The 12,045-nt window shown below is 70.4% G+C and carries 14 protein-coding genes and 3 tRNA genes; 5 read left to right on the plus strand and 12 right to left on the minus strand.

The annotated features are described in order from the left end of the window. Positions 1–109: 109 nt before the first annotated feature. Positions 110–610: a GNAT family protein gene (locus ACGFNP_RS30225; RefSeq protein WP_358325221.1), complete on the minus strand. Its 501-nt coding sequence runs from the start codon at positions 608–610 to the stop codon at positions 110–112. 156 nt (positions 611–766) lie between these two features. Here ACGFNP_RS30225 and ACGFNP_RS30230 point away from each other — a divergent pair, with 156 nt between their 5' ends. After that, positions 767–925, plus strand: coding sequence for a hypothetical protein (locus tag ACGFNP_RS30230; RefSeq protein WP_393324722.1), 159 nt, complete (start codon positions 767–769; stop codon positions 923–925). On the opposite strand, the gene ACGFNP_RS30235 is transcribed toward ACGFNP_RS30230, so the two are convergent. Next, entirely contained in the window at positions 922–2,475 is a 1,554-nt protein-coding gene (locus tag ACGFNP_RS30235) for a phospholipase D family protein (RefSeq protein ID WP_393324724.1), read from the minus strand. The genes ACGFNP_RS30230 and ACGFNP_RS30235 overlap by 4 nt on opposite strands. Before the next feature lie 10 nt (positions 2,476–2,485). Beyond that, positions 2,486–3,823, minus strand: coding sequence for an amidase (locus ACGFNP_RS30240; protein WP_358325230.1), 1,338 nt, complete (start codon positions 3,821–3,823; stop codon positions 2,486–2,488). Between the two features lie 154 nt (positions 3,824–3,977). Between ACGFNP_RS30240 and ACGFNP_RS30245 the strand changes: the two genes are divergently transcribed. Both ACGFNP_RS30245 and ACGFNP_RS30250 read left to right on the plus strand, forming a co-directional pair. Further along, on the plus strand, positions 3,978–4,319 hold the full coding sequence (locus ACGFNP_RS30245) for a PadR family transcriptional regulator (protein ID WP_358325232.1): 342 nt from the start codon (positions 3,978–3,980) through the stop codon (positions 4,317–4,319). Continuing rightward, entirely contained in the window at positions 4,316–4,774 is a 459-nt protein-coding gene (locus ACGFNP_RS30250) for an HAAS signaling domain-containing protein (protein ID WP_393324727.1), read from the plus strand. The genes ACGFNP_RS30245 and ACGFNP_RS30250 overlap by 4 nt, the downstream gene beginning before the upstream one ends. Before the next feature lie 8 nt (positions 4,775–4,782). Here ACGFNP_RS30250 and ACGFNP_RS30255 read toward each other — a convergent pair. The 5 genes from ACGFNP_RS30255 to ACGFNP_RS30275 form a co-directional block, all read right to left on the minus strand. Next, positions 4,783–4,859 (minus strand) — tRNA-His (locus ACGFNP_RS30255). 2 nt (positions 4,860–4,861) lie between these two features. After that, positions 4,862–4,934: transfer RNA gene (locus tag ACGFNP_RS30260), tRNA-Arg, on the minus strand. A 4-nt stretch (positions 4,935–4,938) separates the two neighbouring features. Then, a tRNA-Met gene (locus tag ACGFNP_RS30265) sits at positions 4,939–5,011 on the minus strand. A 177-nt stretch (positions 5,012–5,188) separates the two neighbouring features. Beyond that, the gene (locus tag ACGFNP_RS30270) at positions 5,189–6,073 is read right to left on the minus strand and encodes an ADP-ribosylglycohydrolase family protein (RefSeq protein WP_393324729.1); all 885 of its coding nucleotides are present in this window, start codon (positions 6,071–6,073) and stop codon (positions 5,189–5,191) included. Between the two features lie 42 nt (positions 6,074–6,115). Then, on the minus strand, positions 6,116–6,667 hold the full coding sequence (locus tag ACGFNP_RS30275; RefSeq protein WP_393324731.1) for a TetR/AcrR family transcriptional regulator: 552 nt from the start codon (positions 6,665–6,667) through the stop codon (positions 6,116–6,118). A gap of 91 nt (positions 6,668–6,758) precedes the next feature. Here ACGFNP_RS30275 and ACGFNP_RS30280 point away from each other — a divergent pair, with 91 nt between their 5' ends. Next, positions 6,759–7,748: an NAD-dependent epimerase/dehydratase family protein gene (locus ACGFNP_RS30280; protein ID WP_393324733.1), complete on the plus strand. Its 990-nt coding sequence runs from the start codon at positions 6,759–6,761 to the stop codon at positions 7,746–7,748. On the opposite strand, the gene ACGFNP_RS30285 is transcribed toward ACGFNP_RS30280, so the two are convergent. Further along, on the minus strand, positions 7,737–8,654 hold the full coding sequence (locus ACGFNP_RS30285) for a cation diffusion facilitator family transporter (protein ID WP_358325246.1): 918 nt from the start codon (positions 8,652–8,654) through the stop codon (positions 7,737–7,739). The genes ACGFNP_RS30280 and ACGFNP_RS30285 overlap by 12 nt on opposite strands. Before the next feature lie 69 nt (positions 8,655–8,723). Between ACGFNP_RS30285 and ACGFNP_RS30290 the strand changes: the two genes are divergently transcribed. Further along, entirely contained in the window at positions 8,724–9,611 is an 888-nt protein-coding gene (locus tag ACGFNP_RS30290) for a PhzF family phenazine biosynthesis protein (protein ID WP_393324736.1), read from the plus strand. A 13-nt stretch (positions 9,612–9,624) separates the two neighbouring features. On the opposite strand, the gene ACGFNP_RS30295 is transcribed toward ACGFNP_RS30290, so the two are convergent. The 3 genes from ACGFNP_RS30295 to ACGFNP_RS30305 form a co-directional block, all read right to left on the minus strand. Continuing rightward, the gene (locus ACGFNP_RS30295) at positions 9,625–10,419 is read right to left on the minus strand and encodes an SDR family NAD(P)-dependent oxidoreductase (RefSeq protein WP_393324738.1); all 795 of its coding nucleotides are present in this window, start codon (positions 10,417–10,419) and stop codon (positions 9,625–9,627) included. Next, entirely contained in the window at positions 10,416–11,126 is a 711-nt protein-coding gene (locus tag ACGFNP_RS30300) for an SGNH/GDSL hydrolase family protein (protein ID WP_393324740.1), read from the minus strand. The genes ACGFNP_RS30295 and ACGFNP_RS30300 overlap by 4 nt, the downstream gene beginning before the upstream one ends. 117 nt (positions 11,127–11,243) lie before the next feature. Continuing rightward, positions 11,244–11,978 carry an AraC family transcriptional regulator gene (locus ACGFNP_RS30305; RefSeq protein ID WP_393324742.1) on the minus strand — a complete coding sequence of 245 codons (735 nt, stop codon included), beginning with the start codon at positions 11,976–11,978 and terminating at the stop codon, positions 11,244–11,246. Positions 11,979–12,045: the final 67 nt, after the last annotated feature.

A 12,045-nucleotide genomic window follows, 5' to 3' on the forward strand; every position in this document is an offset into this window, starting at 1 on the left:
ATCGTACGGCAATCGTGACACACTAATTACATTCGGTGACGCTCGGGCAAGAGCAGTTCCGTATCACCACCAGCTCAGCGGCGGTCGCTCCAGCAGTGGGGAGATCGGTTTATGGGCGCAGCACGGAGTAGAGGAGCTGGTCGTGCCAGCTCCCGCCGCGCCACTGGGCCCGCCGGATCACCCCTTCACGCTCGAACCCCGCATTGGCCAGCGCACCCTGCTCGGCGAGGTTGGTGACGTCGGTGATGGCCTCGATCCGCTCGGCCCGGGTGTGGGCGAACAGGTAGTCCACGAGGTCGCGGTGCGCCCGGCTGCCGACGCCCTTGCCGCGGTAACGCGGGAAGACCACGATGGCGAGCGTCCAGCACCAGGAGGTGTGCGCCGGCCCCCAGAGCCGCTGCGACCAGCGCACCCACCCGGCCACGTCACTGCGGGCGTCGATGGTGAGGTAGCCGCCTTCGGGTCCCAGCAGCCCGTTCGCCTCGAACTCGCGGCGCATCACATGAAGGCTGCGATGGCCGAACCACTGCAGCTCCCCGGTCCCCTTCGGGCCGGCCCCATGCTCCTCGAACACCTCCAGGTCCGCCTCGCGGACCGGACGCAGGCTCACGTTCACTCGGGTTCCCTTTCCTCGGCGCGAGCCGTACAGGATAGGGGAGCGCCTGGCCGGCTGATCAAGGAGGGGTGGGCCTCTGGCGCAAGCGATCTTCAAGGCGATCGCAACCACGGTCGTCGCATAATCAACGACCACTCCGAGGAGGCCTCCATGAACCTACGACGGAAGTTGTCCTATCTGTTCGGTGCCCTTACGTCGATCGTCTTGGCGGCCTTCGCCCTGGGCGACCAGGCGTCCGCCATGATCGCCGCCGAAGGACCCCGTCCGGAGGAGCCGGACGCCCCGGCGGCCGATGATAAAGCCGCCTAGAAGGACCCGGATCGACGCAATGACGCGGGGCGCCCGTCGGGATCGATCGCGAGGCGGTAGAGCGGCGCGGCGAGCAGCCCGCGCACCCGGGGCAGCTCAGGGGAGGGATGCGGGCGCAGCCGGCCCGGCGGTCGCGGCCCCGCGCGGCCGCCGGCGTGCCAGGCTTCGAGCCGCGCCGCGGACTCGGTGAAGGCGTCGAACGCGGCCACGGGATCGCACAGCTCAGTGCCGTCCCCGGCCAGGTCCAGATGCTCGCTCATCAGCGCCAGGCGCAGTTCGCGGGCGAACCGCCGGGCGCCGTGCGGCTCGCGCGGATCCTCCTCCTCATCGAGTACGGCACAGCTCAGCTCCGAGTCGTAGCTCCAGGAGCGCAGGTTGACGTTGTCGGAGCCGACGCCGGCCCACACGTCGTCGACCACGCAGACCTTGGCGTGCACGTAGACGGGCGTGCCCTGATGGTTCTCCAGGTCGTAGAGCGCGACCCGGTCGCCGCCCGCCCGCCGCAGCCGGTCCAGCGCGTGGACTCTGCCGACCAGGCTCGCCGGCCCGGCCAGCCAGCCGTCCTGGTCGGGATGGCGGGGCACCACGATGATCATCCGCAGGGCGGGCTCGCGTTCCAGCGCCTCGGCGAACGGCTCGATCACATCCGTGGACCACAGATACTGATCCTCCAGGTAGACCAGCGAACGGACCCTCCCGAGCACCTTCTGGTAGGCGTGCGCCACGCTCCGCTCGCCGTCCGGCGCGAACGGGTAGCCGTTGCGCCTGGCGGGATAGGTACGCAGGAGCTGCACGGCGTGCGTGCCCGCCGGAGGCGGCGGCGGCCCCGGCTCGGGCAGCGGGGGAACGTCGTCCATCTGGGCGAAGTGGTCGCGCAGCCGCCTGACCGGATCCCTGGTCTCGGGAGCGGGGTCCTCCCACCGCTCGCAGAACACCTTCTCCACCTCCGCCACCGCGGGGCCGCGGATGGCGACCTGGACGTCGTGCCACGGAGGCCGCCGGCCGTACTCGGGCGGCATCGGGCAGGCCTGCGGGTCGCCGAGGTGGTCGGCGGTGTCGCGGCGGCTGTGGCACAGGTCGATGCCGCCGAGGAACGCCACGTCGGCCACCGGATCCTCGTCGTGGCGGAGGATGACGAACTTCTGGTGGTGCGAGCCGCCCGGCTTGGTCCGCGTGTCGAGGACGGCCTGCCCGCCCGCGGCCTCGATGTACTCGCCCAGGTGCCGGTTCTCGGCCGAGCTGAAGCGCAACCGGTCCAGGTGTGAACGCCAGATGAGCCCCCTGACCAGCGCACCTCTGTGCGAGGCCGCCGCCATCGCGGCGCCCAGGGAGGGCCCGTCCTCGGTGAGCCGCTCGTCGGGATCGCCGCGCCAGTCGGCGAACAGCAATAAGTCGTCCTTGTTCAGCGCCTCAAGGCAGGTCTTCAGCTCGGCGAAGTAGGTCGCGCCGTGGATGAGCGGGCGTACGTCGTTGCCCGTGGACCAGGCGTCGAGCTTGGTCGCCGGATTGCCGCGTTCCTGGTCCGTCAGGAACCAGTCCTGGATCCGCATTCGCTTCCGGCTACCCGGGCAGCGGGCCTCCATGCGTGGCTGCGAACAGGAGATGTTCCCGCCCGGGACGGCAGATGAGCTGCAGCCCGACCGGCAGGCCGCGCACCGTTCCGGCCGGGACGCTCAGCGCGGGAAAACCGAGCACGTTCCACGGACTGGTGAAGGCGAGCAGCGCGGCTCGCACGGCGACGGGCTCGCCGTCCAGTTCCATCGCGCGCTGACCGAGGAACGGGGCGGTGATCGGTACGGTCGGCAGCGCGACCACGTCATGCCGGTCGAACAGCGCGCCGACGACCTCGGCGTGCCGGGGCCGGGCCCGTACGGCCCGTACGTACCTCCAGCCCGGCATCTCGGTGGCGACACGCAGGCGTTCGAGCACCTCGGGATCGAACAGCTCGGGCGCCTCGGCCAGCCGCGCGGCGTGCACCGCCGCCGTCTCGCTGCTCTGAATGGCGGTGTACGTCTCGCGCAGTTCCTCCGCCTCGTTCGCCGACATCGCGAGCTCCTCCAGCGGACCGGTTCCCGCCTCCAGGGCCTGACGGGTCGTCCGGGCCACCTGCGGGTCGCAGGCGAACAGGCCGGTGGGATCGAGCCAGGCGACCCCTCTCGACGGCCGCCCGTCCATCCGCGCGCCACCCGGAACCAGGGACTGATAGGCGACCAGGCAGTCCTGCTCGTGGCCCGCGAGCAGGCCGACATGGTCGAGCGTCTGCGCCAGAGGAAAGACACCGTCCACCGGAATCGCCCCGTACGCGGGCTTGAAACCGGCGACCCCGCACAGAGCCGCCGGAATCCGGACCGAGCCACCGGTGTCGGTGCCGAGCGCGAGCGGGACCATGCCCGCCGCCACGGCGACCGCGCTGCCGCCGCTGGAGCCGCCCGACATGCGCGCGGGATCCCACGGATTACGCGACGGCCCGGCCGCGGAGCGATCGCCCGTGGGACCGTACGCGAACTCGTGGGTGTTCGTCTTGCCGACAATGACGGCGCCGGCCTGACGCAGCCGCGCCACGCAGGCGGCGTCGGACACCGCGACGTGACCGGCGAAGTGCCGCGAGCCCATGGTCGCGGGCAGCCCGGCGACCATGATGAGATCCTTCACCCCGACCGGCACCCCGTGCAGCGGACCGCGGTCGAGGCCACCGCCCAGCTCCTCGTCCGCCCGTCGCGCCGCGGCCCGCGCCCCGGCGGCGTCCACGGTGACGAACGCGTTGAGCAGCGGATCGAGCTCGGCGATGGCGTCGAGCGCGAGCCGCACGAGCGCCGTCGAGGTGGTCCGTCCCTCGCGCAGGTCCCGGGCGAGGCCGGCGATGGTACGGCCGCTGAAGGGGCCGGAGGAGGTCGGCATGGGAGCCCTTCTTCGGGAGGTCGGTTGGCGTCCAGCCTGAGGATCGACGGCCCGCTCAGGGCGGAAACTCGAAGATCGTGACCTACCGGTAGCCCTCGTCGCGGGAGGGCCGCGCCACACGCGGATCCTTGCTTCGCAAGGTAGCATGCACAGCATGGAAATCCCGACTGGTCTCGCCACGGCCCTCCGGCGCGGAACCCTGGAATTCTGCGTCCTTGCCCTGCTCGAAAACGAGGAACGCTACGGCGTGGAGCTGGTCACCCAGCTCGGCGCGGAGACAGCCCTGACGACCAGCGAAGGCACGCTCTACCCCCTGCTGTCGCGGCTACGCAGAACCGGCTTGGTGGCCACCACCTGGCGGGAGTCACCCGCCGGTCCACCCCGGCGCTACTACGCGCTGACCAGCCACGGCAAGGCGGCGCTGGCCCACTTCCGGTCCGAATGGGTCGCCTTCCGCGACGCCGTGGACCACATCGTCGGAACGGAGTACAGATGACCCACCCAACCGATCCTTTAGACCGGCTCGTCGAGGACTACCTGGCCGAGGTCGCCCGCGCGACCGCCTGGCTGCCCGCCGGGCGGCGCGATGACCTCATCGCCGACCTGCGCGAACACATCGCGGTGGCCCGCGCCGAGCTGCACCCCCCGACGGCGGCCGGGATCCACACGATCCTGGACCGCCTCGGCGAGCCCGCCGCCATCGCGGAGGAGGCCCGCCTGGGCGAACAGGCCTCGGGCGGCTATTCACCTCCCGCGCCCACGATCTCCCAGTCCGCGGTCCCACGCCAGAACCCGCCGAGCACCGCGACGCTGGTGCTGGGCGTGCTCCTCATCCTCATCGTGATCATGGTCGGCGCCTGCGCGGTGACCCTTTTCGCGGCCGACCCGGACGATGACGCATCATCGGTGCTCAACTCCCGCACCTCACAGACAGCCCTCGCGCTCAGGTAACGCCGACGTGGGGTGGCCGGCGGGACTCGAACCCGCTTTTACCAAGATCACAACTTGGTCCCTCGTTCGCTTCGGGATCGGCCACAGTGCCTTCGGCCGGATTCGAACCGGCGTCCTCCTGCTCCGCAAGCAGGCGCGCTCTCCACTGCGCCACGAAGGCCCGGTAGCGGGTGTGGGGATCGAACCCACCTGAAGCGGCCTATGAAACCGCCGGGCACACCAGCACCCTCACCCGCCATCGGGACAAACAAAAAACCGCCCAGACCGTGTGGTCCTGGGCGGCTCGCCGACTACGACGTCAGTGACCCCAGGGCATACGGCCATGGCGGTGGGCCATGTGTCGCATCTTGTCGCTCGTGAGGTTCTTCATGCCCTGAAGCATGCCGGACGGATCATCGTCGGGCAACACATTATTCACCGAGCCGGTGCGCCCGCCCAGGCCGGCAGCGGCTCGCAGGAGGCCGGCCAGCCGACCGGCAGCGGGGTGCGGACGGCGACGATCCCGCCCACGATGGCGCAGGTGGTGTCGATGTCGCCGCCGGCCGCGGCGGTGGTCCAGAAGGCCTGCTCGTAGTCGTCGAGGTGGCGGGCGGCGGCCCACAGCGTGAACGGCACCGTGTCCTGGGCGGAGACGTTGCGGCCATTGCCCAGGGCCCGGGCGGCGAGCACCGGGTCGCTGATGGTCAGCAGGCGCCGGGCTTCGCCGATTCCGTAATGGACCTGGCTCAGCGGGGTCTGGTCGAGGATCTGGTCGAGGAACCGTCCGGGCGTGAGCTCGGGCTGGGTGGCGGCGACGGCGGTCGCGACGGCCACGGCGATGGCGCCCGCGACGGCTTCGGCGTGGGTGTGCGTGACCTCGGCGGAGGCTCGTGCCTGCCGTACGACCTGCGGCAGGTCATCGCCGAACCACGCGCCCAGCGGGGCCACGCGCATGGCCGCGCCATTGCCCCACGAGCCCTTGCCGTCGAACAACTCCGCGGCCAGCGTGCGCCAGTCGCCGCCCTCGCGTACCAGGCGCAGCATCCGGTTGGTGGCCGGGCCGTAGCCGCGGTCGAAGTCATGACGGTCGGCGAAGCCGGCGGCGAGGTCGTCCTGGTCGATGGCGCCCCGGTCGGCCAGGGCCAGGTAGATGGAGCAGGCCATCTCGGTGTCGTCGGTCCACTGCCAGGGCGCGGGTGGCAGGGTCCGGTCGGTGAGGGCCTGGCGGTTGGCGGGGACGAAGAACTGGGAGCCGAGCGCGTCGCCCAGGGCCAGGCCGTACAGCGAGGCGGTCGCGCGAGTCCGGGGGTCAGACAGCATTACCGCCCATTGTGGCACTGATCGCCGCCCAGGGAGGTGGTCTCAGGCCCGGAGCAGACGCAGGCAGAGTCGCTTGAGGGTGGCGCGCAGTTCGTCGTCGGACAGGTGGGTGAGGCGCCGGATCGCCGGGCCCAGGTCGTTGGCCATGAAGTACGCCGCCTGCTCGTCCACTGTCGGCTGGTCGCCGAACAGCAGGTGGAGGCCGCGTTCGGCCTGTTCGTCGAGCGTGCGCTTGATCCGGTCGTGCCGGCGCATGCCCGGATCGGTCTGGCTGAGCGGTGCGATCGAGCGGTTGGCGATGACCTGGTCCACGAACCCGTCGACGAGGTACTCCATCCGGGCCCGCTTGCCGCGGATCGTCTCGGCCGTGTCCAGCATCGCGTCGAAGGCGGCGATGCTGACGTCGAGAAGCGCTTCCAGGATCTCGATCTTGGTGCGGAAGTAGTAGTAGACGTTGGCCTTCGTCACGCCCATCGTGTCCGCGATCATCTGCAACGACGTCGCGTCGAACCCGTGCTCGACGAACAGCCGCCGAGCGGTGTCGAGGACCGCCTGCCTGGTCTTCTCGGCCTGCTCGGCTCGGGTCGGCGACATGCGGCGATGGTAGCCCACCCGTTGACGGCCGCGCCGCTCTGTGTTGTCATTTCATTAGCCGATCGGCTAATGAAATGACGGGAGGGGAGCCATGGGTGAGACGGTTCTGGTGACGGGTGGGACCGGGTTCGTCGCCGGCTGGTGTGTCGCCGAGCTTCTGCGGCGTGGCTATACCGTGCGCACCACCGTGCGCAGCCCGGCGAAAAAGCCCGTGGACCCCAGCGGCCGGTTGACGGTCTTCGTCGCCGACCTGACGTCCGACGCCGGCTGGGACGAGGCGGTGGCTGGCTGCGACTACGTGCTGCACGTTGCCTCGCCGCTGGGCGGGGGAAACTCCAAGGATCCGGACGAGCTGATCGTGCCCGCTCGTGACGGCGCGCTCCGGGTCCTGAAGGCCGCCACCGAAGCCCAGGTCAAGCGCGTGGTGATGACGTCCTCGTGCGCCGCCGCCACTCCGCCGCCGAGCAGCGAGGTCAGTGTCATCGACGAAACCGTCTGGACCGACATCGAAGGCGAGCGGCTCAACGCCTACCGGAAGTCCAAGGTGGTTTCCGAGCGCGCCGCCTGGCGGTTCATGGAGAGCTACGAAGGTCCCACCACGTTGACGACGGTCCTGCCGGGCGCGGTGTTCGGCCCGGTGCTGTCGGCGGACAACCTGGGCTCGGTGCAGGTGATCGGGCGCCTCGTGCGGGGGCGCATACTCGGCGTTCCCCGCCTGGGGTTCAACATCGTGGATGTCCGTGACCTGGCCGATCTGCACCTGCGCGCGATGACCTCGACGCGGGCGGCCGGGCAGCGGTTCATCGCGGTGAGTGAGTTCATGTGGATGGCCGACGTCGCGAAGGAGCTCCGCTCGAAGCTCGGCGCGACGGCCGACAAGGTTCCCGCGCGCGTGCTGCCGGACTTCTTGTTCCGGTTGATCGCGCTTTTCGATCCCGGGGTCCGGGCGGTGACGCCGAACCTGGGGCGGAAACACCTCCACACCTCGGAAAAGGCCCAGCGCCTGCTGGGGTGGCGTCCCCGGCCCGCCGCCACGACCGTCGTCGACTGCGCGGAGAGCCTGCTGATGTCAGCGACCTGATCCCGGCGGAGTCGGCTGCAGGTACACCGCCGACGCGATCGACACCCGCTCCTTGATCCTTTGCTCCGTCTCCGCCAGCGCCTGCGCGGCCCCGTCCACGTCGCCGGACGAGTGCATCGTGACCCGGGCGGCCACCAGCAGGTACTCCGGGCCGAGGTGCAGGGTCCGCACCTGGGTGAAAGCCTGGATGGACGGGTCGCCGTCCAGTATGTCCTCGATGGCGTCCTGTACGGCGGGCGCGGCCGCCTCGCCGATGATCATGCTCTTGGTCTCCCTGGCCAGGGTCACGGCCACCGCCACCAGCAGCAGCCCGATGGCGATCGAGCCGAGGCCGTCGAAGGCGGCGTTGCCGGTGAGCACGGTCAGCCCGACGCCGATGAGCGCGAACACCAGTCCGGCCAGCGCCGCCGTGTCCTCCAGCAGCACCACCGGCAACTCAGGCGCTTTCGCCTCGCGGATGAACCCGAGCCACGACCGGTCACCGCGCACGCGATTGGAGTTGCGTATGGCGGTGCGCAGCGACAAGCCCTCCATGACGATCGCCGCCACCAGAACCCCGATCGCCCACGGCCAGCTCTCCAGCGGATGCGGATGGGCGATCTTCTCGAACCCCTCGTAGAGCGCGAACAGCCCGCCTCCGAAGAACAGCACGAGCGACACGAGGAAGCCGTAGAAGTAGCGCTCGCGCCCGTACCCGAAGGGGTGGTCGGGGCTGGGCTCGCGCGCGGCCCGTCGGCGGCCGAGCATCAGCAGGCCCTGGTTGCCGGTATCGGCGATGGAGTGAATGCCCTCGGCCAGCATGGCCGAGGAGCCGGTGAAGAAGAACGCCACGAATTTGGTGACCGCCACTCCTACGTTGGCGGCCAGCGCCGCGAGAGTCGCCTGATGTGATCCGTCGCCGCTCATGCCGCGCCCTCTACCCCGCCGGAGGGAGTCATGCCAGGCGTGGCCCCCCGCCGCTCCTAGTCTTGGCACATGGACATCGGCTACCACCATGTGGACGTCTTCTCCGACCGTCCCTTCACCGGCAACAGCCTCGCCGTTCTCATCGACCCTCCGCCGCTGAGCGAGGGCCAGATGGCGAGGCTGACCCAGGAGCTCCGGCATTTCGAGACGATCTTCGTCCGTTCCACCGAGGTGCCGGACGTCGTCCACGCGCGAGTCTTCGACCTGGTGGGGGAGCTCGACTTCGCCGGGCATCCGGTGCTGGGCGCGGCGGCCGTACTCCACGAAAGCAGTGGGGTCGCCTACGGCGAAGACCGGCACTGGAGTTTCGTCCTGGGCGCCAGGAACGTTGACGTCACCACGCGCGGCGAAACCGACGGCCAGGTCTTGGCCCTCCTGGACCAAGGACGACCCGAACTCGTCCAGCCAACCGTCCCCCGGGAGCCGGTCGCCGCGGCGCTGGGCCTCACCTCCGCCGACCTCGACGACACCTTGCCGCTGGAGATCATCTCCACGGGGCTGCGTTATCTCGTCGTACCGGTGCGCGACGGCGACGTGCTCGCCCGGGCCCGCATCACACACCCTGACTTCGAGGGCTTCCTCGGCGGGCTCGGCGCGCAGTACGTCTACGTCCTCGACGCGGGAGCCGTCGAGGGCCGGCACTGGAACAACGACGGCGTGCTCGAAGACGTCGCGACCGGCAGCGCGGCCGGCTGCGTGGCCGCCTACCTGATGCGCCACGGCCGGGCCCGCGACGGCCAGGAACTGTCGCTGGCACAGGGCCGCTTCACCGGTCGGCCCAGCAGGATCGCGATCACCGCCTACGGTACGCCCGACGCCGTGGAACGGGTCACCGTCGGAGGTGGAGTGTCGATGGTCGCCACCGGCACTCTGCGCGCCCTCCCGGAGGCATCATGAGGCGGAACCGCGATCAGGCGGCGGAGGCTCCGCCGTCGACGGGAAGAACCGTGCCGGTGATCCAGCGGGATTCATCCGAAAGGAGGAACAGCGCCACGCGCGCCATATCGTCGGGAAGGGCGATGAAGTTCAACGGTGTCTGGGCGGCCATGGCCTTCTTGGCCTCGTCGGTCGGCAGCCACCGCTCGAGCATCTCGCTGAGAGTCGCCGCGGGGGCGATGGCGTTCACCCTGATGTTCTGAGCCGCGTAGCCGACGGCCGCGCTCATCGTGAGGCTGTTCACCCCCCACTTGGCCGCACCGTAGGCGGGGAGTTCCGGAGCCGCGACCAGGCCGCTGAGCGAGGAGGTGTTCACGATCGCGCCACCACCGCCGGCGAGCATCGCTCTGATCTGATACTTCATCGCCAGGAACGTGCCCCGCAGGTTCACCGCCACGACTCGGTCGAACGCCGCCACGTCAAGCTCGTGGATCTGGCCGGCGGCGCCGACTCCTGCCACGTTGAACGCTCCATCGAGGCCGCCCAGGCGTTCGACGGCGGTCGAGATCGCCTCGGCGACGGACTCCTCGCGAGTCACGTCGCACCCGACGAACGACGCCTCGCCGCCCTCCGCCGTGACCTCCTTGCACAGCTCGGTGAGCCGTTCCTCCCTCCGCGCCATGGCGACGACCGAAGCGCCTTCGAGCGCGAAGCGCCGCACCGCCGCGGCGCCGATGCCACTCGATCCGCCGACGACCAGGATGCGCCGGTCCTTGAGACGATCGGCGCGGAAGTCGAGCCGCTCGGGATGAACATTGTCAACAGTCATGACATCCTCCGTTGGTCAGCGACGGCCACCGGCAGCGCGGCAAGCGCCGCGACCAGATTCGCCGCCGCTATCGCATGGCCGCGAGCGTTGCAGTGGATACGGTCGCCGGCGAAGATGCCGGGGTCGGCGGCGAGCGGATGACCGTGGTTGGCCACCTGGACTCCGCCGTACTCCGCCGCGATCCTGCCGGTCACCGCGTCCAGCCGGTCGAAACGCTCCGCCATCGGGCCGGCATGGGGATCCGGTACGAGGCCGGATCGCGCGAGGTCGAAGAGCCCGACGATGACAAGCTGCGCTCCCCGGGCGACGAGCGGTCTGACGATGGAGGTCAGCTCGTCATGGAGACGCTCCTCGTCGAACGATCGCCGCAGGGCGTCGTTGCCCCCGGCCGAGATGATCACCAGATCTGGCCGGAACTCCAGCGCGGGGCCCAACTGCCTGTCGCGGATCTCGGCGGTGCGCAACTCCGGCTCCGCGAGATTGAGCCAGCTGAATGACGGGTGCGCCGCGCTGAGCGCCTCGGCGACGCGCGCCGCGGCGTCCAGGTCGCGATAACCGTCCAGCGGCTCCCGTACGCCGGCCGCGACACTGTCGCCGAGGACGACGAGGCGCCGCCATGGCGCGGAGCGCATCAGCGTCGCCGCCCCCGCCGGCCATCGGCAGTACGGATCGTCCATCTCACGCCCATAGGCGGTGTCGGTCTTCATGATCAGGATCCCTCGGCATGGAAGATGGTCATGGGGAGCATTCCAGCAGCGGGACCGGGGGATGGTCTGGCGGGTTTGCGACCACATCGACGCCGGCGGCGCACAAGAAGAGCGAAGTCAATGACTGAGCAGGTAGCGCCGGGGCGTGGTGCCGACCGTACGGCGGAAGGCCGCCAGGAACGCGCTCGCCGTGGCGTACCCCACGCTGTGTGCCACCCGCGACACCGGCTGCCCCTCGGCCAGCAGCGGCAGGGCGGCGCGCAGCCGTACCTGCGTGCGCCAATGGTCGAAGCTCATGCCCGTGTCGCGCGCGAACAGGCGCGTCAACGTCCGCCTGCTCACACCCGCCGCGTGGGCGTGAGCCTCCAGGCTGCGCGGGTCGGCCGGGTCCGCCAGCAGGGCGGCCGCCACCATCCGGACGCGCTCGTCGGTGGGCTGCGGCACGTCGATGGGCCGGGTGGGCAGCGGGCGTAGCAGGTCGGGCACCACCGCCTCGGCACGCAGTCGCGCGTCGTCGGTGAGGTCGAGGCGGGCCAGGTACCCGATCAGCTCGGCCAGCAGGCCGTCGACGCCGACCGCCGTGGGCTCGGGCCAGTCCAGCGGGCAGCGCTCCGGCGCCAGGTACAGGCTGCACAGCACCGCGTCGCGGGTCGCGCCGGTCGCGTGGGTGACACCCGCGGGCAGCCACAGTGCCCTGGTGGGCGGCAGGACCCAGTACACCTCGCCCACGTTGACGCTCAGGACGCCGCGGCGGGTCCAGGCGAGCTGGTGGCGGGTGTGGCTGTGCGGGGGGATCCAGTCCCCCGAGGTCAGCGGGAAGTGGCCGACGATGATCGCGCCCATGTCCTCCATGCGACACAGTCTGGCCTCATCGCGGATTGTGGCCAAACGCGGCGGATCATAGCGTCGTCGGGTGCCG

This window comes from Nonomuraea sp. NPDC049269, from assembly GCF_043197155.1.
Lineage (GTDB): Bacteria > Actinomycetota > Actinomycetes > Streptosporangiales > Streptosporangiaceae > Nonomuraea.

What these genes read in the sequence shown, in the direction of transcription:
- ACGFNP_RS30230 (WP_393324722.1), top strand. Translation starts at nt 767, where the DNA reads ATGAACCTACGACGGAAGTTGTCCTATCTGTTCGGTGCCCTTACGTCG.
- ACGFNP_RS30235 (WP_393324724.1), bottom strand. Translation starts at nt 2,475, where the DNA reads ATGCGGATCCAGGACTGGTTCCTGACGGACCAGGAACGCGGCAATCCG.
- ACGFNP_RS30240 (WP_358325230.1), bottom strand. Translation starts at nt 3,823, where the DNA reads ATGCCGACCTCCTCCGGCCCCTTCAGCGGCCGTACCATCGCCGGCCTC.
- ACGFNP_RS30245 (WP_358325232.1), top strand. Translation starts at nt 3,978, where the DNA reads ATGGAAATCCCGACTGGTCTCGCCACGGCCCTCCGGCGCGGAACCCTG.
- ACGFNP_RS30250 (WP_393324727.1), top strand. Translation starts at nt 4,316, where the DNA reads ATGACCCACCCAACCGATCCTTTAGACCGGCTCGTCGAGGACTACCTG.
- ACGFNP_RS30270 (WP_393324729.1), bottom strand. Translation starts at nt 6,073, where the DNA reads ATGCTGTCTGACCCCCGGACTCGCGCGACCGCCTCGCTGTACGGCCTG.
- ACGFNP_RS30275 (WP_393324731.1), bottom strand. Translation starts at nt 6,667, where the DNA reads ATGTCGCCGACCCGAGCCGAGCAGGCCGAGAAGACCAGGCAGGCGGTC.
- ACGFNP_RS30280 (WP_393324733.1), top strand. Translation starts at nt 6,759, where the DNA reads ATGGGTGAGACGGTTCTGGTGACGGGTGGGACCGGGTTCGTCGCCGGC.
- ACGFNP_RS30285 (WP_358325246.1), bottom strand. Translation starts at nt 8,654, where the DNA reads ATGAGCGGCGACGGATCACATCAGGCGACTCTCGCGGCGCTGGCCGCC.
- ACGFNP_RS30290 (WP_393324736.1), top strand. Translation starts at nt 8,724, where the DNA reads ATGGACATCGGCTACCACCATGTGGACGTCTTCTCCGACCGTCCCTTC.
- ACGFNP_RS30295 (WP_393324738.1), bottom strand. Translation starts at nt 10,419, where the DNA reads ATGACTGTTGACAATGTTCATCCCGAGCGGCTCGACTTCCGCGCCGAT.
- ACGFNP_RS30300 (WP_393324740.1), bottom strand. Translation starts at nt 11,126, where the DNA reads ATGAAGACCGACACCGCCTATGGGCGTGAGATGGACGATCCGTACTGC.
- ACGFNP_RS30305 (WP_393324742.1), bottom strand. Translation starts at nt 11,978, where the DNA reads ATGGAGGACATGGGCGCGATCATCGTCGGCCACTTCCCGCTGACCTCG.